Consider the following 18,874-nt stretch of genomic DNA (forward strand, 5'->3'; position numbering starts at 1 on the left):
GTTTCTCCACGCGAGACCTTCGCCGGGACGGAGCGAGTTATTTGATCGAACGCAGGAACGGAGGGCTCAAGGTGCCACGGGCCACTTCCGCCACGGGCCCTTTCATCGTAAGGGCGAAGTCGTCGGCGACCTTGATCGTCAACGTCCCGCCCGGCATCTTGACCGTGACAGGGCTGGTGACCAGGCCGAGCCGTACGGCGGCGCTCGCTGCCGCGCAGGAGGATGAGCCGGAGGCCTGCGTTTCGCCCGCGCCCCGCTCCCAAATCAGAATATAAATCTCTTTGGGGCCGGTAGGGACGGCGAGTTGCACGTTGGTGCGTTTGGGGAACAGTGGATGATTTTCCAACTCCGGGCCGAGGAGGCGGAGCTCTTCCTTACTCCAGCCCGAGCCTTTGGGCTTAAAGACGACGCAGTGGGGATTCCCGACGCTCACGCCGGTGAACCGCAGTTCCTGCCCGGCGACCTGAATCGGTTGCTCGATCAACTCCTCTACGGCCAACGTGCAAGGAAGCGCCGCCGGCTGGAAGGTGGCCCGCCCCATTTCGACCGTGGCCGCGGCGGCGTCGCCGTGGCGATCGACCTGCAGCGAAATCGACACCAAGCCGCCTTTCGTATCGACCGTGAATTGCTTTTTCTTGGTTTTTCCGGTCGCGTGCAGATAGCGGGCGAAGATGCGAAGCCCGTTGCCGGACTTCTCCGCCTCGCTTCCGTCCGGATTGTAGATGCGCAAGCCGAAGTCGGCTTTCTTGGAGGGGACCAAGGCCAGAATCCCATCGCTGCCCACGCCCCAGTTTCGGTCGCAGATGGCCCGAATGGCTTTGGGCGTGAGTTTGAAGCTCAGCTCCTTCGGATCCATGACGAGATAATCGTTGCCCAGTCCATGCCCGCGAAAGAAGCCGTTCTTCATCCTGTCGTTTCCTTTCGTCGCTCGTCGTTCGTAACGCGTGAAGCGCCGGAACAATACTTGGATTCACGCGGAGCCGTCAATATGCGCCGGAGCCGCCGGGTCGCAGCGGGGCGAGGTGCGGTGCAGGGCAGGCAGGGACTGCAGACGTCGGATGCCTCACAAGAGACGAATGACGCCCCTAGACCAGCGCCGTTCCCGGAGGCCGTTCGATCAGTTCGATTTCATAGCCGTCCGGGGCGTCGATAAAAATGAAGCGGCTTCCGGACGAGGTTTGGGTGGGGCCATCCGTCACCTTGACCCCCTTGGCGGCCAAGGCCTGCAGGGTTTGGTCAAGATTCTCGACTTCGAAGGCCAGGTGCACGAGGTCTTCCTGGACTTTCACTGGACCGCTCGGGGGAAAGCTGGCGAGCTCGATCAACTCTTCGCTGTTTGGAACCTTGAGGAATGCCAGGTGGGATCCCCTCGGAGAGACCTTGCGCTCGAGCACTTCGAGGCCGAGGACCTGGGTGTAGAATCGGACGGTCTCATCCATGTTGCTGACCCGCATGCGGGTATGGAGTAGTTTGGTTACGCGCATGATGCACTCACCTGTATTGGCTTCCGACGATGACGCTCAATCTTGCTTGGCTCTATGGGTTTGTGAGATGTCACCTGCCCGGGCCGGACCGATCGTCTTGCGCAAGAGAATCTCCGCCGAGCCGCCTATGAGCAGATTGTCCAGACGGCCAACCTCCAGAAAGCCATGCTTGGCATAGAACACGCGGGCTGCTTGATTGAAGTCGGTCACACAGGCGAAGAGGTTTTTCCCCCGTGCGAAGGCGACCTGTTCGATATGGGCCAGGAGTTGCCGCCCCAGTCCTTGCCCCTTCCGGTCCGGCGCAATGCCGAGTAGTTCCAGGTAGTCTCCGAACAGAAACTTCGGCCGTACGATCCCCACGCCCGCGATTCGTCCACGGCAGGTCACGACGAAACAATCGCGGCTTTGGGGAATCGGCGCGAAGATTTTCTCCCAATCCGAGGAGGAAAATCCCAACGTGGTCCAGGGTTCCGATCCGGCGAGCAGACCGATGACGGCGTCGCGGTCGTCCGACTGCATAGGGCGGATTAGGGTGTCGCCGGGGTGAGATTGCATGAGAGGAGCTCCGACACGGTCGCGGGCCGAAGCCCCTTCGCCGGCATGATGGTGGTGACCAAGGCCTCCGTGACTTCGCGGGTGTGTTTGCCCTTTCCATTGGCGTGAAGCACGATCACGCTCGCCGGCTTGAGCCGCTTCTGGACTCGCCCGAGGATGGCCTCCGCGCTGAGGGTAGGGTCCGGATCGCCGGACTCGATGTTCCATAGGATGAACCGAAGCCCCAACTGGTTCACGACGTCCACTGTGACGTCATTGAATTCCCCATAAGGCGGTCGAAACAGGGTGGCCTCATGGCGGTACGTGCCTTTCAGTATTCGGACCGGACCGAGGATTTCCTGCCGCTGTTCCTCAGCCTCATGCATCGGCAGGTGGGCATGCACGTCGCCATGCGTGCCGATTTCGAAAAAAGGCACGGCCAGGAGTTTGCGGACTTCGGCTTCATGTTTGGCCATCCACCGGCCCGACATGAAGAAGGTCGCCGGGATTTTGTGTTCGATGAGGAAGTCGATCAACTCGACGTCGAATCCCGAGGCCGTTCGCACCGGGCAAAGATCATAAGTGAGGGCGACCGCGGGACAACCGGGGGAACCGGTCTTGATGACTTGCGCACGAAGGGGAATGGTGTCGACGGCAAGGACGATCACCGAGAGCAAGAGCAGTCTGACGAGCAACGGACGAACGGGCATGCAGGCAGTATACCCGATGGGCGCGGGCGGCGATAGTTGACGCTTCCGCGGATCGCCTGCTACGGTGGAATCATGCAAGGCCCAGACTGGGAAATCGGCAAGGTCTTTGGGATCCCGATTCGTGTCCATGCCTCCTGGCTTCTGGTCTTCACATTCGTGACCTGGTCCTTGGCGACCGGGTATCTTCCAGACATGCTGCCGGGTCTTTCCCAACCCCGCTATTGGGCCATGGGCGGCGTTGCCGCCATCCTTTTATTTGCTTCGGTCCTACTCCATGAGCTCGGTCATTCTTACGTGGCGTTGCAATATCGGATTCCGATCGGCCAGATCACGCTGTTCATCTTCGGTGGTGTGGCGCAGATGCGCAGGGAACCTCCCAGCCCTCGGGCGGAGTTTTTGATCGCGATCGCGGGCCCGGTCGTCAGCTTTGTGCTGGCCGGCTTCTGCTTGGGATTCGTGGCGCTGGTGGAGGCCTATCCATCCGGAGGCGTGTTTCGCGGACTGGCGGCATTGGGCGCCTTGCTCGGCATGGTCAATACGCAACTGGGCCTCTTCAACTTGATTCCGGGTTTTCCGCTGGATGGCGGCCGCGCCTTGCGGGCGGGCCTCTGGGCCTGGACGAAGGACTTCTATCGGGCCACGAGCCACGCGGCGCTCATCGGTCTCCTCTTCGGTCTCAGCTTCGGGCTCTTCGGCGCCCTGCTGCTGGTCGGCGCCCTGTCGGGAACCGTGCCCAGTTCTGTCGCCGGAAGCGGCGGTTGGATCGTGTTGCTCGGGGCCTTTCTCTTTGCGGCAGCGCGGGGCAGCCGGAAGCAGGCCGCGCTGCGGGCGTCCCTCGCCGTCGTCCCTGTGCGGGACCTGATGGCGAAGAACGTCATCGCTCTGTCACCCGCACTGACCCTCGACGAGGCGGTGAACCAATTTTTTCTGCCCTATGGCTATGGCGGGTTTCCGGTCGTGGAGGATGGGCGGCTCGTGGGGATTGTGACGGTGCGGGAGGTTCAGTCCGTGCCCAACATCCAGTGGTTCTCCCATCGAGTGGCCGACGTCATGCAGCGCGGGGTGGATAACCTGATCGTGTCTCCGGACGCGTCGGCCATGCAGGCGATGGAACAAATGGTTCTGCAGGGAGCGGAACGATTGGTGGTCGTCCAGGACGGGCTCGTGCTCGGACTCTTAACCCGCGCCTCCATCGGGCAATTCATCGAACTCCATCAATCGGGGCGGTGATTGACGCGTCGTCGTGAAGCGTCCTCGATTTCGACAAAATCACACTCGACCCCTTGCGAACAGCGCATCACGAACCACGAGATACGCGAGCGGCTTGCTCGGCTAGTCGTCCGCCCTGGCGACGGAGAGGTTTTGAAGGATCGCGATGCGCACGAGGTGCACGGCGAGCAGGAACCCATAGACGACGCAGAAGAAATTGAAGGCGACCCGGTAGAAGTCTGCCAGGATGATGGGTAGGGAGAGGGCGAAGATCAAGCTCGCAATCAGCGTCACAAACGTCAGTCTCCGGCAAAACTCGTACGACGGTTCCCGCCCGGCAATCTTCAAGGCCTTGGCATAACGCGCGGCGCGATGGGCACGGAGTTCCTGGAGGATCGACGCGCCGGCTCCCCATCGATGCAGGGCGAAATAGCCCAGGACAATCGCGATCCACGGAGCGGCCCACAGCGGCCAGTATGAGCTTCCCGCATATTGTTCCGAGAAGACCAGCGTGCCGAACGACGGCGCATAGAGCAGCCCCAACACCAACGGCACTACGCGCTCATCACGCGGGAATTCTCCATCCGGACCACCGTGGATCAGTTCGCGCTCAAAGAGCGGATAGGCGTATTTCAGCACCACGAGCGCGATCGCGGCACTGAAAGTTTTATCCGGAATATAACGAATGCAGTTCTGGAACCAATTGACGAGACTCCATCCCAGATTTTCGCTCCATGTGAGACCCACGATCGACTCGAGGTACAGCCGGACTGCATCTTCCCACTGGCCGACGGTCATTCGTAGCGTCGCCGCCACTTCCGGATTCAACGCCAGCACCGATTTCTCCCCCAGGGCCGCCTGCACCACCGTGCCGGGCACGCTCATGACGACGGCGCCGAGGACGCCGAATGAGAAGAGGAACCAGGCGTGGGTGAAGAGGGAGTTTCGGCCGCTGCGAAGGTATTTGCGAAAGCCGCTGCGTCGCGCCATCAGGCCCCAGAAGAATCCGCCGGTAATGTTGACCAACGACCAGGGAAAAATCACGACGTCCGCACCGGTTTCCGGATACAGCAGCCAGTTCACCACGGAGTTGGAAAGCAGGGCTACGATGGCTCCCCACCAAGGACCGAGGAGGAAGGCGGCGAGGGCAGTTCCGGTCATATCGAGAAAGAGGATGCTCTGAAGGTGTCGGCTCAGGGTCAGGCCCAGGTAGTTCAGTAGAAGGCCGGCCGCTACGATCACGCCGGTCTCATACAGCAGGAGATATGAGGTCTTTTGAAAGACTTTCGTGTCGAAGAGGTCGGTGCTGCGGGGGCTTGCGGATACGGTCCGCTCCTCGACCGCGGCCTGTTTACGGTCCTTGTCCGGCACCAGCCGCTTGTGGAGGTCGAGTACCTTCTCAAGGATCGAGAGAATGGCGGCCAGGAAGCCCGCAATGGTGCCGCCCAGCATGAGCAGGTCTTTTTCTGATCCGTCGGACATGGCAGGTCCGTGGTTTGAGGCTTTGGGATTCCACGATTGTATCCGGGAAGGGCCAGTGGGGCGAGGAAAAGGCGGAAAACGGGCAAGCTCGGCTCAGGGGGCCGCGAGCGATCCGAAGGTGTGCCTAGACCGGCTCTGGTTCCGGCTCAGCCACCGATTGGCTCTGGAACTCATGCACCTCGTGTGTCACCACGGCTCCGATCAAAAATAGCGTCGAGGAGTAATAAACCCAGAGCAGAAGGAGCACCACTTCCAGCAGGGAGCCGTAAAGCCGGCTATAGACGGCGGCGTCTTCCAGATAGGTAACGAAGACCGCCTTCGCTGCCACCCACAGAATGCTGAAGACGGCTCCTCCGATGGTGGCCTCACGCCAAGTTGGCCGGCGATGCGGCAGGTAGCGGTAGAGGCAGGTGACGGCAATGAAGGCAAGGATCAAGGGGAGCGTAAAGGTCAAAAGAAAATCATGTGCGGCTATGGCCAGCAGGTCCCTCCCCCAAAGTCGCGGCATGCTTTTCGTGACCAACTCGATGGCCTGGGTCGCCACGAAGGAAACGATCAGGAGCAGTCCGGTCAGCCATAGCAAGGCGACCGCGACCAGGGTGGAGATCAGCGGATGCCGATGCGCGGTGGTCCCAAACACGGCATTCATGGCGTAGTCGAGTTCATAGAAGACCAGGGCCCCAAACCAGCCGAAGCTCATCCACACGATCCAACGGACTTCGTCCAATTCCGCAACCCGCCGAATGTCCACGGCTAGTCGCTCGCCCATGCTGGGCAAAAAACCTTTCAGGAAGCCGAGCAGAAACTGATAGCCGAGCACGTCTTGGCTGACGATGAAACTCACGCCGTACAGAAGCAGAAAAACCATCGGGAACAGGGACAGGAGGGAATAAAACGCGAGCGATGCGGCGAGACTGGGGCAGCCGCGCTGCCTGAAGGTATGAAGGACCTTTGAGAGAAAATACCAGGCGCTCATGCACCACCGGCTCCCAACGCGGCCCATTCCGACCCTGCCTGATCGGCAGCCCTGCGTCAAGCTCATTTTCGGCTGAACGGGAGGGAGAAGAGGCTCGTTACTTCAACAGCGGGATCGCCTGCGTGGCCAACGAGACGAGCGAGTTGGGGAACAGGCCCAGCAGCACGACGCCCGCGAGGGCACAGGCCAGCACGAACGACAGTGCCGGCGAGGTTTCCAAATGCGCGGCGTCCTCGGCCGGTCCCTCGGCATCCCGCATGTACATCACCATCACCACGCGCAGGTAGTAGAACGCCGAGATCGCGGCAAAGATGACTGCAATGACGGCCAGCCAGGCCATGCCGGCCTTAACTGCCGCCATGAAGACGTAAAACTTGCCGATGAATCCCGCCGTCGGCGGAATGCCCGCCAGGGACACGAGAAAGACGAGCATGAAGAACGCAGCGAGCGGCTCCCGTTTGGCAAGCCCCGCGAAGTCTTCGATGTTGTCGCTTTCCTGGCCGCTCTTCCGCAGCATGCCGACCAGGGCGAAGGCCCCGATAGTCATGAACGCATAGATGGCGATGTAAAGCAGCACGCTGGCCAGGCCGGAGTTCCCGGCTGTTCCGCCCTGCTGCCCCGCCACGACGACGCCGATCAAGGCGTATCCCGCGTGGGCGATGCTGGAGTAGGCGAGCATGCGCTTGATATTGGTTTGGACGATGGCCACCAGATTGCCGAGCGCAAGGGTGACGATACAAATGATCAGAAACAGCATCGACCAATTGGCCGCGGTGCCGCCGAGGCCTTCGACGAAGACCCGGAGAAATGCACCGAAGCTTGCGGCCTTGGAGGCCACCGCCATGAAGGCAGTCACGGAGGTTGGGGCTCCTTGATAGACATCCGGCGTCCACATATGGAACGGGACTGCGGCCAGTTTGAAGCCGAATCCCACGGCCAGCAGGACGACCGCCACGCTCAGAAGAAGGTTGCCCGATCCCTGGGCGGCGACCGCGCCGGCGATGACCGAGAGTTTGGTGCTCCCGGCTAATCCATAGAGCAACGAAATGCCGTACAGGAGGATGCCTGAGGAGAAGGCCCCCAAGACGAAGTATTTGGCTGAGGCTTCGAGAGATCGAGGCTCGGTCCGTTTCAAACCTGCCATGACGTAGAGTGACAGGGACATCAGTTCCGTCCCCAGATAAATGGTCAGGAGATCGGCGCCCGAGACCATCACCATCATGCCGGCCAAGGCCAGCAGCACGAAGCCGTAATATTCTCCGTAGTTGAGCCGTTCCGCCTTGAGATAGGCCAACGAGAGCAAGACCGTCAGCCCCGTTACCAGATACAAGAGCAGCTTCCAGAATGAAGCGTAAGGATCGATGACGACCAACCCGCTAAAGGCCGTGATTCGATCAGTCATGTGCGATGCGGTCAGGCCCAGGCAAATGGCCAGAGATCCCAGCGTCAGCCACCCCAACAATTCCTTCTTGGCCGCCGAGAGGACCGGGTCGAGGGCCAATACGATACAGGCCGCCGTAATGACGACCAATTCAGGAAGGATGGCCAGCAAATCGTTCAGTGGAATCGTCATGGGTTTGAGCGCTCCGCCATCAACGGTGCAGGGGCTTGGTCAGGATGCGCTGCGGCCTGTGCCGCCGGCTTCTTGTCGTGCGTCGTGGCCGATGCCTTTGCCGCGGGTGTTTCAAGAAGATATGCCACGCTGGCATGCATGCGGGTCAACAACGGATTCGGGAATATGCCGATCGCGAAGACGAGCACCAACAAGGGAATGAGGGTCGCGTATTCGCGAGGATTGAGATCGAGCAAGTGAGACCGATGTGCCTCGGCCGGCTTGCCGAAGGCCACCCGTTGCATGAGCCAAAGGATATAGGCCGCGGCCAAAATCACGCCGAGCGCCGCCAAGGCCGTTGCGACCTTGCTCCACAGGAACGTTCCGGCCAGAACGAGAAATTCTCCGACGAAGCTGTTGGTGCCGGGCAGACCCAATGAGGACAGGGCAAAGATCATCAAGAATGTGGCGTAGCGGGGCATGGGACCGGCCAGGCCCGTGTTGTCGGCGATCTGCCGGCTATGTGTCCGTTCGTAGATGATGCCGACGCAGAGGAACAGGCCTCCCGTCGTGATTCCGTGGTTGACCATCTGCATGATGGCCCCTTCGATGCCCTGGACATTGAGCACGAAGATTCCCAGCGTCACGAATCCCATATGGCTGACGCTCGAATAGGCGATCAGTTTCTTGATGTCGGACTGCGCCAGGGCCATATAGGCCCCATAGATGATCGCAATCACGGACAGCGCGATCATGGGTTTGGTAAAGGCGACCGACGCGTCGGGAAGCATCGGCAGGGAAAATCTCAGAAAGCCGTAGGTCCCCATTTTCAACAAGACGCTGGCCAGGATGACGCTGCCTGCCGTCGGGGCTTCCACGTGAGCGTCCGGTAACCAGGTGTGGAATGGGAACATCGGGACCTTGACGGCGAAGGCCGCGAAGAACGCCAGGAACAGCCACATCTGAAGCGTGGGGCTGTAGGTCGCCTTGGCGAGCGCCAGGATGTCGAACGTCTGTCCGCCCTGGAAGTACAGGACGAGGATCGCGACCAGCAGCAGCACGCTGCCGGCCAGGGTATAGAGGAAGAACTTGATGGCTGCATACAGCCGGTTGGGTCCGCCCCACACCCCGATGAGCAAGTACATCGGGATCAGCATTGCTTCCCAGAACACGTAAAACAGGACGAAATCCAAGGCGGCAAAGACACCCAACATGGCCGTTTCCATGACCAACAACATCGCCATGAAGGTCTGCACTCGTTTGTCGACGGCGGTCCAGGAGACGGTGACGCAGAGCGGCATCAGGAACGTGGTCATGATGACCAACGGGAGGCTGATTCCGTCTAAGCCGAGGCTGTAGTAAATCGGCGGAGAAACGATCCAGGTCGCGCGCTCTACGAACTGCATCTGCCCGTTGCTCGAATCAAACAGCCACCAAAGCGGCAATGAGAGCAAGAAATCAGCGACCGTGACTCCCAACGCCACCCAGCGGGCGGACTGCTCCTTCACCGCGAAGCAGAGGGCCGCTCCGACGAGCGGGAGAAAGATCACGAATGTCAGCCAGGGAAACGAACTCACGTTGCTATGCTCCGCCCTTTACTGCTGCTTCTTACTCACAGCAGCAGATATACGGTTAAGATGACCACCGCGCCCAAGGCCATGCCCATGGCATAGTGCTGAGTTTCACCGCTCTGGGTCAGCCGCATGAACCAACCGCCCCAGGCAATCGCCCGTGCGATCCCATTGACGGCGCCATCGATGACCTTCACGTCGACATGTCTCCAGAGGCCGTGTGCTGCAGACATTGTGGGCTGGACAAACGAACGATCGTAGGCCTCGTCCACGTACCATTTGTTCAGCGACAACTCGTAGGCCGCTCGCCACCGTTGGGCCAACCGGTCGGGCAACCCTGGGTTCAAGACGTACACATAGTAGGCGGCTCCGATGCCCAACAGCCCCACAAGGGTTGCGGCGGTCATGATGACATAGGCGGAGCCCCCTTCGTGGTGTCCTCCGCTCCCTTCGCCGTGGAACACCGGTTCGAGGAAACCGGGGATGCCGATGTACCCGGAAAGAATGCTGAGCACTGCCAGCACGAGCAGCGGCGTCGTGATCGTGGCGGATGGCTCGTGAATGTGTCCCGCATGGTGCGGGTCGATGCGGGAAGGGCCCCAAAAAGTCACGAACACCAGCCGGAAGCTATAGAAGGCTGTGAGACCCGCGGTGATCAGGCCGCAGATCGTGAGCACCTGTCCAAGCGGACCCGAGGACCAGGCGGACACGAGGAGGTCGTCTTTGCTGAAGAAGCCCGCCGTCAGCGGAAAGCCTGCCAGGGCCAGAGAGCCGATGACGAAGGTCCAATAGGTGATCGGCAGCTTGTTTTTGAGTCCACCCATCCGGCGCATATCCTGTTCGTGGTGAAGGGCCACGATCACGGAGCCGCAACCGAGGAAGAGCAGGGCTTTGAAGGCGCCGTGGGTCAACAGATGGTACATGCCGGCCGTATAGGCCCCGAGGCCGCAGGCCATGACCATGTAGCCCAGCTGGCTCATGGTGGAGTAGGCGACGACTCGTTTAATGTCCGTTTGGGTCAAGGCGATCGTGGCGCCCATCATCATGGTGATGCCACCGACCAGCGCGACCACCGTCATGGCTGTGGGACTGGCGTTATAAAGAGGAGCCAGCCGCGCAACCATGAAAACGCCGGCCGTGACCATCGTGGCCGCATGGATGAGGGCGGAAATCGGGGTCGGACCTTCCATCGCGTCGGGCAGCCAGACATGCAACGGCACCTGCGCCGATTTTCCGACGGCGCCGGTGAACAGGAGCAGGCACAGCAGCGTCATCACGGAGACATTCCAGGTCCCGCCGAATGGGCCGAGCACGTTCATCGTTTCCTGGGCTACGTCTGCGACTTTCGGGAAGATCAGCGCGAAGTCGAGCGAACCGAAGTAGTACCAGACCATGAACAGGCCGAGGATGAAGCCGAAGTCGCCGACTCGGTTGACGATGAAGGCTTTCGTCGCCGCGTTGCAGGCGCTGGGCCGTTCATACCAGTGGCTGATCAGCAGATAGGAGCACAGGCCGACCGCCTCCCAGAAGACGAAAAGCTGCAGGAGGTTGTCCGAGAGGACGAGCATGAGCATGGAGAAGGTGAACAGGGCGATATAGGAGAAGAACCGCGCGTAGCCGGGTTCCCCATGCATGTAGCCGATCGTATAGATGTGAACCAGGGAACTGACGGTCGTTACCAGCACCAGCATGACCGCGGTCAGACGATCGATGGAGATGCCGATGTGGATGTCGAGCTGTCCCGAGGTCAGCCACGTATAGAGCACGATGGAGATGGGCTGGCCCGAGGCCACTTCCGTGAGGGCCATGAGCGACAACACGAAGGAACCGATCACGGCCGGGACCGCGATGAGGTGTGCCCGATCCTTGATCCACTGTTCGCCGATGCCGACGATCAGGAATGCCAGAAGCGGGAGAAATGGGATGAGGGAATAAATCATAAAGTCAACGAGCGTACAGCAGGCGGCTGACGGCAGAGAACACGGGGTCGGCCGGTCTTCCGTGCCCTACTCTATGCGCCATGTGCCGATCCTCTACCATTTCAACAGACTGAACTCGTCCACGTTGATCGTGGACCTCGATCGATGGAGCGCGATGATAATGGCCAACCCCACCGCGACCTCCGCCGCCGCCACCGTCAGCGCAAAGAACACGAACACCTGACCCGCGACGTGGTGGTAATACTCGGAGAAGGCCACGAAGTTGATGTTGGTGGCATTCAGCATCAGCTCGACCGACAGCAAAATAATGATGATGTTGCGGCGGATCAGTACCCCCACCACGCCGGTGAGAAATACAAACCCGCTCAGGATCAAATAGTAGGACAAGGGAACGCTCATGATCTCGCCAAGTCTCCCTGCACGGCTAATTCTGCTCCTCTAGAATGTCCTTCTTTGCGAGAATGATCGCGCCGATCATCGCCACCAGGAGGATCAGCGAGGCCACCTCGAACGGAAACAGATAGATCGAGTAGAGCACTTCGCCCAAGAGCTCGGTGTTGCCCGTAGCGGCCGCGGCATCGGCGGTTGCTGCGGACGGGGCTTCAACCGTGTGCTGCCGAATGGCGAGGAGAATCATCTCGGTCACGAGGGTGACGCCGAGCAATCCGGCCACGGGCAGCTGGGAATGATAGCGCTCTTCGCGCTTCACATTGAGCAACATGACCACGAACAAATACAGCACCAGAATGGCGCCCGCATAGACGATGACTTGGACTGCCGCCAGGAACTCGGCGTGCAAGGTCACGTAGAGGCCGGCGACGTGAAAGAACATGATGAGCAGGGAAAGGGCGCTGTAGACCGGATTGCGCAGGGCCACGACCAGGACGGACGTGGCCATGATGACGATGGCGAAATATCCGAAAAACAGTTGCGACACGGTGATGCCCTCTTTGTACCCTCAGTTGCTACACGTCGCAGGTCCGGGCGTTTCGGTGGCCCGGGAATCAGGTCGGCCGTCCTGCAGCCGCCGACCTAGCTCTCCTTTTGCGGGAGATGCTTGAACGTGACGTTGAAAAAGGCCACGTTCGGGTGTTGGAGCTCAAGCCGCTTTTCCCGGACGGGAAACGACCGGTCGCCGATGGCGAGCAGCTGCTGCTTGTTGAGATGGAGCTGGCGCTTGTCGTACACGGACCACTCGAACTCTCGAGTCATGGCAAGGGCATCGACGGGGCAGGCGTCCACGCAGAGCCCGCAGAACAGACAGCGGGTCATGTCCATGTAATATTCTTTGGAGTACCGCTTGGTGGGTTCTCCCGGAACTTCGGCGCTGAATACTCGAATCACGCGGGACGGGCAGGCGGCTTCGCACAGGTCGCAGCCGACGCACTTTTCCGTACCGTCGTCGTAGCGCAGCAAGGCGAGCATGCCGCGGTAATTGTCGGGCAGCGTGCGCTTTTCATGCGGATACTGCAGCGTGATCGGCTTGTAGTTAAGCAAGTGTTTCAGCGTGGCCTTCATGCCCACGAGGAGCTCGTAGAAGGTCAGCGTCTTCAGCCACTCGCTGAACGACATTTTCCGCTTGGCTGGTGTGGCGACGGCCGTGCTCATACCGTTTCGTTACCGCGGAAAGAGATAGGCGGCGATCGAGGTCAACACGATGTTGCCCAACGCGATCGGGAGCATCACTTTCCATCCGAACCGCATCAATTGGTCGTACCGCAACCGGGGCAGCGTGGCACGCAGCCAGAAGAACAAGAATAGGAAGAAGTAGACCTTGGCGGCGAACCAGAAGACGTTCTCGACCCAGGCCACACTCCCCAAACCGACCATACCCAGCAACGTCCCGGGGTAGGGCGCGTTCCAGCCCCCAAGAAACAGCGCCGCGGCGACGCAGGAGACCAGGATCATGTTCGCGTATTCCGCGATGAAGAAGAATGCGAAGCGCATGCCGCTGTACTCGGTAAAGAAGCCGGCCACCAGTTCGCTTTCCGCTTCCGGCAAGTCGAAAGGCACGCGATTCGTTTCCGCGACGGACGAAATCACATAGACGACGAAGGCGAAAATTTGCGGGAACGGCAAGGCCAGCGCGTACCAGTTCCAAAATCCTCCGGCTTGCGCCTCCGTGATTTTCACCAGGCTCAGCGAGCCGGACAGGAGTAGGACGCCGACGATGGCCAATCCCACGCACAGTTCGTAGCTGATGACCTGGGCCGCCGATCTCAGGCCACCGAGCAGCGAGTATTTGCTGTTGGAAGCCCAACCGCCCAAGATGATGCCGTAGGCGCCGATCGAGGCGAACGCCAGGATATAGAGGATGCCGATGTTGATATCGCTGATCACGAAGGGCTTGATCTGCATCCCGAACAGTTCGATCGTTTCGCTCGGTCCGAAGGGGATGACCGCGAATCCGATCATGGCCGGGACGAGCGCCAGGATCGGCGCCAGCGTGAACAGGAATTTATTGGCGCCGGCAGGAACGATGTCTTCTTTGAAGAAGAGCTTCAGGCCGTCGGCGATCGGCTGCAGCACCCCGTAGGGGCCGACTTCCATCGGGCCCATGCGATCTTGCATCCAGCCGAGCACTTTCCGTTCGGCTAGGGTCAGGAGCATGACGGTCAACATCACCACGCCCATGACCGCAGCGATTTGAGCCAGTGAGACGGCCAGTCGCAATCCGATTTCCATGACGACAATACTCCTCGTCTCGTCCTACGAGACCTTCGCGAGGGTCACCTGCGCGAGCTTAAAATAGGGGATTTGAGTCCGGGGATCAATCGCCCATTCCGCCAATTGTTTGGCTTCCCCGTCGAAATGCTCCGGGAACCAGACCACCCCCTGGGGAACCCGGTCGCGGATCTTGACCACGGTGGTCACGGCGCCGCGGCTGTTGGAAATCTTGACCCGGTCCGACTCGGCTAGACCAAGGCGGGTTGCGTCGGCCGAGTTGAGGGTCACAAACGAGTCCTGTTGCATCTGCAGCAGCCCCTTCGAGCGCGTGGACAGTTTGCCGGAGTGGAAGAGGGTCTGTCCGAAGTACATCGTGAGGGTGCCGGACGCCGCGGGCGCAGGCGGGGCCGGGTTGTACCGTTCGGATAGATCTTCGGCAAACCCTTCCTTCAGATACTGGCCGAGGACTGTCTGGTCGATCTTCGGCGGCATCGGTGTCGGGCCAAGCAGGCCATAGCCGGGAATCAGGCTGCGGATTTCCTTGAGAATCTCCCGCGCATCGCCGTACTCGATCGGGGCGCCCATCAGTACCGAGAGGGCCGAGAGGATTTCCCAATCCGGGCGGCTGTCGCCGACCGGGTTGACGGCCTGGCGCACCGCCTGAACGTGCCCCTCGGAATTCGTGAACGTGCCGTCCTTTTCCACATACGCGGCGGCCGGCAACACTACATGGGCCATGGCCGCGGTGTCCGTGAGGAACAATTCCTGACAGACGAGCAAATCGAGCTTGGCCAAGGCTTCGCGCGCTTGGGCCTGCGCCGGCAGCGTGCCGACCGGATTCTCGCCGACTACGAACAGGGCCTTCAGTTGCCCCTTGCCCGCTGCAGCCAGCAGTTCGGTGAGTGACGCGCCTGCATGACGCGGCAACTCTTCACGCCAGACTCCAGCGATCCGTTCACGCGCGGCCTGATCGTTGAGCGGGGCCGGGCCTGGGAGGAACTCCGCTACCGCACCCATCTCGACTGCGCCTTGATCGTTGTTTTCTTCCGCCAACGGTCCCACTCCGCAGCCCGGCTTGTTCAGCTTGCCGAGAAGAATGAGCAGGTCCAATAAACTGGCGATCATGCCGCTGCCGCCTGCGTGACGCAGCACCCCGGGGCCTGCCAGGACGACGAGCCGGGGGGCGCGGGCAAGGGCTTGGGCTGCCGCCGTCCAGTCTGCCTTCGTCCGGCCTGTGGCAGCTTCCAATCGTTCCCATGGCTGAGCCTGCAAAGCGGTCGTGATGGCCGTCACGTAGGCGGCAGACTGCTGAGCCACGTCCTGATCCACGAGGTTGGCGTCCATCACAGCCTTGAGCAGGGCAACAATCGCGTGAACGAATCCGTTGGGATGGGTCGTAAAGTGGTGCGCGGCCAGATTGGTGATATTGCTCTGCTTATCGATCGCCGGCTGAAGCGTCTCGATGGTCACCAACTCCGCCTGCTTCTTCTTCACGGCCTCTTTCACCTTCAACCCGGTAATCGGGCTGGTCTCGTTGAGGTTCGTGCCGACCAGCAGGACGGCATTGGCTGCGACGATGTCCTCGAAGGCGATCGTCCAGCGGTGCGTACCCTGAACCCGTCGAAGTGCCTGCACGCCGTTGAGATGCCCATAACGGGCGCTGCTGTCGAGGCGATTGCTGCCCAACACCTGACGCATAAACTTCTGAAAGACATAGAGGTCTTCGTTGGTGCAGCGGGATGAAATGAGACCACCGAAGGCGTCCGGGCCGTGGGCCTGTTTGAGGCGGATCGTCTGTTCCGCGACATATTCCAGGGCGTCTTCCCAGGTGGCCGGGACCAGGGCACCGTCGCGTCTGATAAGGGGTTGGGTCAGGCGATCGGCGTGACTCGTGGCATGGAAGCCGAAAAAGCCGCGGGCGCAAAGATCGCCGTTGTTACGGCCGGCTCCGTGCGAGGAGTTCACCTCGATCAGTTGGTTGTTCTTGGTCTGGACCGTGATCCGACACCCGTCCCCGCAGAAGGTACAAATCGTATCGGCCCGCTTGAGCATCCAGGGGCGGAATTCATACATCGACAACCGGCTGGTGATCGCCCCGACCGGGCAAATCTGCACGCAACCGCCGCAGAACTCGCAGTCCAATTCGTGAGGACCGAAATGTTTGATCTCGGTCATGGTGCCTCGCCCGACTGGGGCCAGGGCCTTCACGTCCATGACCTCGTCGCAATAGCGCACGCAGCGCAGGCATTGGACGCAGCGGTTCATCTGCGTTTCGATCAGCGGACTGAAGTATTCCTTCTGGAAGATGCGCTTGGTCTCGATAAAGCGACTGGTGGTCGGCGTGTACTCGTGGGAGAAATCCTGCAGGTCGCAGCGGCCGCCTTGGTCGCAGACCGGACAATCGAGCGGATGGTTTGCCAGAATGAATTCCAAGACCGACTTGTGGGCATCGTTGACGACGGTCGTCGCGGTGCGCACGGCCATGCCTTCCGCCACGGGGGTGCTGCAGGCGGTCTGGAGTTTCGGCATCTTCTCCACTTCCACCAAGCACATCCGGCAGTTGGCGTCCGGCTTCAGCTTGGGGTGGTAGCAGAAATGCGGAATCATGACGCCGACGCGGCGGGCCGCCTCGATGACGAGCGTTCCCTTCGGAACCGTTACCGGCACTCCGTCGATGGTCAGGCGTACGTTTTGTGTCGAATCAGGCATTATTTAACCATCTGGTGATTTTGTGATTTGGTGAATGAACAGACCGCCGTCAGGGGGGCTGCCAAATTCATCAACTCACCAACTCGCCAGATCCTACTTTCTTCCGCCTACCGGTTCCGGCCGCAGGAGATTCGCCGATTCGGCGGCGCGGATCAATTCCTCGTACTCGTGCCGCCAATGCTTCAACGTGCTCATGATCGGCGACACTTCGGCGTCGCCGAACGCGCAGACCGTGCGCCCCGCGATGTTCTTGCAAAGGTCGGTCAGGTTATCGAGGTCCGACATCTGGCCGCGGTTGTTCATGATCCGTCGGAGCGTTTGGACCAGCCACGAACTGCCCTCTCGGCAGGGACTGCACTTGCCGCAGGACTCGTGGTAAAAAAATTCCATCAGCCGCAAGGCGGCCCATACCATATTGGTGCCTTCTTCCATCACCGTCACGCCGCCCGACCCCAACATCGATCCCGCCTGGGCCACCGATTCAAAGTCCATTTTCACGTCAAGAGAGTCGGCGGTCAGGAACGGCGCCGATGCGCCGCCGGGAATGAAAGCCTTCAGCTTTTTATTGCCTCGCATGCCCCCCGCGTGTTCGTAGATGAGCTCGCGGAAGGTAATACCCATGGGGACTTCATAGTTGCCCGGTCGCTGGACATGGCCGCTGACGCAGAAGACTCGGGTTCCGGTGCTTTTGGGCGGGGAGCCGATTGACGCAAACCATTCAGGTCCGCGCGTCATGATATGCGGCAGGTTGGCCAGCGTTTCGACGTTGTTGACGACCGTCGGCTTGTTGTACAGGCCGTGGGTCGCCGGGAACGGCGGCTTCACGCGCGGCAGGCCGCGTTTGCCTTCGAGCGACTCGAGCAACGCGGTTTCTTCTCCGCAGATGTATGCGCCGGCCCCGCGGTGAACCCAGACATCGATCGTCGTGCCGGTCCCGAAAATGTTTTTGCCCACATAGCCGGCGGCTCGTGCCTCGGCAATGGCCTTCTCCAGAACCTTCGCTCCGAGCGTGAACTCACCTCGAATATAAATGTAGGAGCTGGCTGCGCCGATCGCGTAACAGGCGATCAAGATGCCTTCGATCAACTGATGCGGATCGCGTTCGATCAACTGACGATCTTTGAAGGTGCCCGGTTCGCTCTCGTCGGCATTGCAGCAGAGATACTTGGGCCCCTGATAGTCCTTGGGCAAGAAGCCCCACTTCACGCCGGTTGGGAATCCCGCCCCGCCGCGTCCGCGGAGGCCCGACTTCATCACGGTGGCCGTCACGTCGGCCGGGGAGATTTTCCCCAGGGCTTTGCGGATCGCTTGGTAACCGCCGGCCTGTTCATAGTCGGCGAGCGAGCCGCCATACCCTGGCTGCAGCATGTTCTTCAACAGAACTGGTTCGTAATTAGGCATAGTATTCTTCTAACGGCGCATGGCTGATAACGTATCGCTTATGGTATGAGCTCAAGCAGAAGTCGGCTCTCCGGCCATAGGCTATAAGCCATTAGCCATTGGCTCTGTTGGGTTCAGGCCACATAAATGGGCCGGTCTTGAGCGAGGACGTGCCCGTTTGTCTCAAGTCCGCCAGAATCCGATCGACTTTTTCTTCCGTCAGTTGCTCGTAGTAATCGTCGTTGATCTGCATCATCGGCCCGGTGCCGCAGGCGGCCAAACATTCCACGGCACTCAACGTAAAGAGCCTGTCCGCAGTGGTCTCACCTGGCTTGATCCCCAATTTTTGCCCCAACCAGCCGATCAGGGTATCCGAGCCCACCAGTGCGCACATGAGCGACTTGCAGACCTGAATGTGGAATTTCCCCACCGGCTTCAGGTTCAGCATCGTATAGAACGTGACCGTCTCGTACACCTGCGGCGGGGTCAGGCGCAGGATGCCGGCGATTTCTCGCATGGCCGCTTCCGTTATGTATCCTTCCTCGCGCTGCGCCAGGTAGAGGAGCGGCAGCAGCGCCGACCGCTTCACCGGATAGCGGCTCAGAATCTCGTCGATTTCAGCCCGATGCTGTTCCCTCAACATCTCTTCAACTCCGCCCT

At 60.4% G+C, this 18,874-nt stretch carries 17 protein-coding genes; 1 reads left to right on the top strand and 16 read right to left on the bottom strand.

All coding sequences use genetic code 11. The features are described 5' to 3' along the window. Positions 1–37 precede the first annotated feature (37 nt). The 4 genes from KF814_09380 to KF814_09395 all read right to left on the bottom strand — a co-directional run bounded on the left by KF814_09380 (position 38) and on the right by KF814_09395 (position 2,728). On the bottom strand, positions 38–907 hold the full coding sequence (locus KF814_09380; GenBank protein MBX3236352.1) for a diaminopimelate epimerase: 870 nt from the start codon (positions 905–907) through the stop codon (positions 38–40). Positions 908–1,085: 178 nt separating this feature from the next. Continuing rightward, complete coding sequence (locus KF814_09385; GenBank protein ID MBX3236353.1) at positions 1,086–1,484, bottom strand: VOC family protein; 399 nt, start codon at positions 1,482–1,484, stop codon at positions 1,086–1,088. Between the two features lie 36 nt (positions 1,485–1,520). Continuing rightward, a complete protein-coding gene (locus KF814_09390; protein MBX3236354.1) occupies positions 1,521–2,039 on the bottom strand; it encodes a GNAT family N-acetyltransferase in 519 nt (172 codons plus the stop codon). Further along, positions 2,012–2,728: a polysaccharide deacetylase family protein gene (locus KF814_09395; protein ID MBX3236355.1), complete on the bottom strand. Its 717-nt coding sequence runs from the start codon at positions 2,726–2,728 to the stop codon at positions 2,012–2,014. The genes KF814_09390 and KF814_09395 overlap by 28 nt, the downstream gene beginning before the upstream one ends. A 72-nt stretch (positions 2,729–2,800) precedes the next feature. Between KF814_09395 and KF814_09400 the strand changes: the two genes are divergently transcribed. Beyond that, positions 2,801–3,958 (top strand): site-2 protease family protein, encoded by a 1,158-nt coding sequence (locus KF814_09400; protein ID MBX3236356.1) that lies wholly within the window; start codon positions 2,801–2,803, stop codon positions 3,956–3,958. A 102-nt stretch (positions 3,959–4,060) separates the two neighbouring features. Here KF814_09400 and KF814_09405 read toward each other — a convergent pair whose 3' ends face one another. The 12 genes from KF814_09405 to nuoE all read right to left on the bottom strand — a co-directional run bounded on the left by KF814_09405 (position 4,061) and on the right by nuoE (position 18,857). After that, entirely contained in the window at positions 4,061–5,419 is a 1,359-nt protein-coding gene (locus KF814_09405; protein ID MBX3236357.1) for a hypothetical protein, read from the bottom strand. Positions 5,420–5,543: 124 nt separating this feature from the next. Continuing rightward, entirely contained in the window at positions 5,544–6,395 is an 852-nt protein-coding gene (locus KF814_09410; protein MBX3236358.1) for a YihY/virulence factor BrkB family protein, read from the bottom strand. Positions 6,396–6,492: 97 nt separating this feature from the next. Next, positions 6,493–7,968, bottom strand: coding sequence for an NADH-quinone oxidoreductase subunit N (locus tag KF814_09415; GenBank protein MBX3236359.1), 1,476 nt, complete (start codon positions 7,966–7,968; stop codon positions 6,493–6,495). Continuing rightward, positions 7,965–9,524, bottom strand: coding sequence for an NADH-quinone oxidoreductase subunit M (locus tag KF814_09420; GenBank protein MBX3236360.1), 1,560 nt, complete (start codon positions 9,522–9,524; stop codon positions 7,965–7,967). Before KF814_09420 ends, KF814_09415 begins: the two co-directional genes overlap by 4 nt. A 35-nt stretch (positions 9,525–9,559) precedes the next feature. Beyond that, entirely contained in the window at positions 9,560–11,458 is a 1,899-nt protein-coding gene (nuoL, locus tag KF814_09425) for an NADH-quinone oxidoreductase subunit L (GenBank protein ID MBX3236361.1), read from the bottom strand. A gap of 93 nt (positions 11,459–11,551) precedes the next feature. Beyond that, entirely contained in the window at positions 11,552–11,857 is a 306-nt protein-coding gene (gene nuoK / locus KF814_09430; protein ID MBX3236362.1) for an NADH-quinone oxidoreductase subunit NuoK, read from the bottom strand. A gap of 25 nt (positions 11,858–11,882) precedes the next feature. Continuing rightward, on the bottom strand, positions 11,883–12,356 hold the full coding sequence (locus KF814_09435) for an NADH-quinone oxidoreductase subunit J (protein MBX3236363.1): 474 nt from the start codon (positions 12,354–12,356) through the stop codon (positions 11,883–11,885). Positions 12,357–12,490: 134 nt separating this feature from the next. Beyond that, positions 12,491–13,066: an NADH-quinone oxidoreductase subunit NuoI gene (gene nuoI / locus KF814_09440; GenBank protein MBX3236364.1), complete on the bottom strand. Its 576-nt coding sequence runs from the start codon at positions 13,064–13,066 to the stop codon at positions 12,491–12,493. 9 nt (positions 13,067–13,075) lie between these two features. After that, positions 13,076–14,143: an NADH-quinone oxidoreductase subunit NuoH gene (nuoH, locus tag KF814_09445; GenBank protein ID MBX3236365.1), complete on the bottom strand. Its 1,068-nt coding sequence runs from the start codon at positions 14,141–14,143 to the stop codon at positions 13,076–13,078. Positions 14,144–14,167: 24 nt separating this feature from the next. Beyond that, positions 14,168–16,834: an NADH-quinone oxidoreductase subunit NuoG gene (gene nuoG / locus KF814_09450; GenBank protein ID MBX3236366.1), complete on the bottom strand. Its 2,667-nt coding sequence runs from the start codon at positions 16,832–16,834 to the stop codon at positions 14,168–14,170. Between the two features lie 93 nt (positions 16,835–16,927). Further along, complete coding sequence (gene nuoF, locus KF814_09455; GenBank protein MBX3236367.1) at positions 16,928–18,235, bottom strand: NADH-quinone oxidoreductase subunit NuoF; 1,308 nt, start codon at positions 18,233–18,235, stop codon at positions 16,928–16,930. Between the two features lie 91 nt (positions 18,236–18,326). After that, a complete protein-coding gene (nuoE, locus tag KF814_09460; GenBank protein MBX3236368.1) occupies positions 18,327–18,857 on the bottom strand; it encodes an NADH-quinone oxidoreductase subunit NuoE in 531 nt (176 codons plus the stop codon). Between the last annotated feature and the right edge of the window lie 17 nt (positions 18,858–18,874).

It is taken from the genome of Nitrospiraceae bacterium, from assembly GCA_019637075.1.
Lineage (GTDB): Bacteria > Nitrospirota > Nitrospiria > Nitrospirales > Nitrospiraceae > JAHBWI01.

Coding starts and splice junctions, on each gene's coding strand:
- KF814_09415 (MBX3236359.1), bottom strand. CDS start 7,968: ATGACGATTCCACTGAACGATTTGCTGGCCATCCTTCCTGAATTGGTC.
- nuoK (MBX3236362.1), bottom strand. CDS start 11,857: ATGAGCGTTCCCTTGTCCTACTATTTGATCCTGAGCGGGTTTGTATTT.
- KF814_09385 (MBX3236353.1), bottom strand. CDS start 1,484: ATGCGCGTAACCAAACTACTCCATACCCGCATGCGGGTCAGCAACATG.
- nuoE (MBX3236368.1), bottom strand. CDS start 18,857: ATGTTGAGGGAACAGCATCGGGCTGAAATCGACGAGATTCTGAGCCGC.
- KF814_09435 (MBX3236363.1), bottom strand. CDS start 12,356: ATGGCCACGTCCGTCCTGGTCGTGGCCCTGCGCAATCCGGTCTACAGC.
- KF814_09400 (MBX3236356.1), top strand. CDS start 2,801: ATGCAAGGCCCAGACTGGGAAATCGGCAAGGTCTTTGGGATCCCGATT.
- nuoL (MBX3236361.1), bottom strand. CDS start 11,458: ATGATTTATTCCCTCATCCCATTTCTCCCGCTTCTGGCATTCCTGATC.
- KF814_09390 (MBX3236354.1), bottom strand. CDS start 2,039: ATGCAATCTCACCCCGGCGACACCCTAATCCGCCCTATGCAGTCGGAC.
- nuoF (MBX3236367.1), bottom strand. CDS start 18,235: ATGCCTAATTACGAACCAGTTCTGTTGAAGAACATGCTGCAGCCAGGG.
- KF814_09395 (MBX3236355.1), bottom strand. CDS start 2,728: ATGCCCGTTCGTCCGTTGCTCGTCAGACTGCTCTTGCTCTCGGTGATC.
- nuoI (MBX3236364.1), bottom strand. CDS start 13,066: ATGAGCACGGCCGTCGCCACACCAGCCAAGCGGAAAATGTCGTTCAGC.
- KF814_09410 (MBX3236358.1), bottom strand. CDS start 6,395: ATGAGCGCCTGGTATTTTCTCTCAAAGGTCCTTCATACCTTCAGGCAG.
- nuoH (MBX3236365.1), bottom strand. CDS start 14,143: ATGGAAATCGGATTGCGACTGGCCGTCTCACTGGCTCAAATCGCTGCG.
- KF814_09405 (MBX3236357.1), bottom strand. CDS start 5,419: ATGTCCGACGGATCAGAAAAAGACCTGCTCATGCTGGGCGGCACCATT.
- nuoG (MBX3236366.1), bottom strand. CDS start 16,834: ATGCCTGATTCGACACAAAACGTACGCCTGACCATCGACGGAGTGCCG.
- KF814_09380 (MBX3236352.1), bottom strand. CDS start 907: ATGAAGAACGGCTTCTTTCGCGGGCATGGACTGGGCAACGATTATCTC.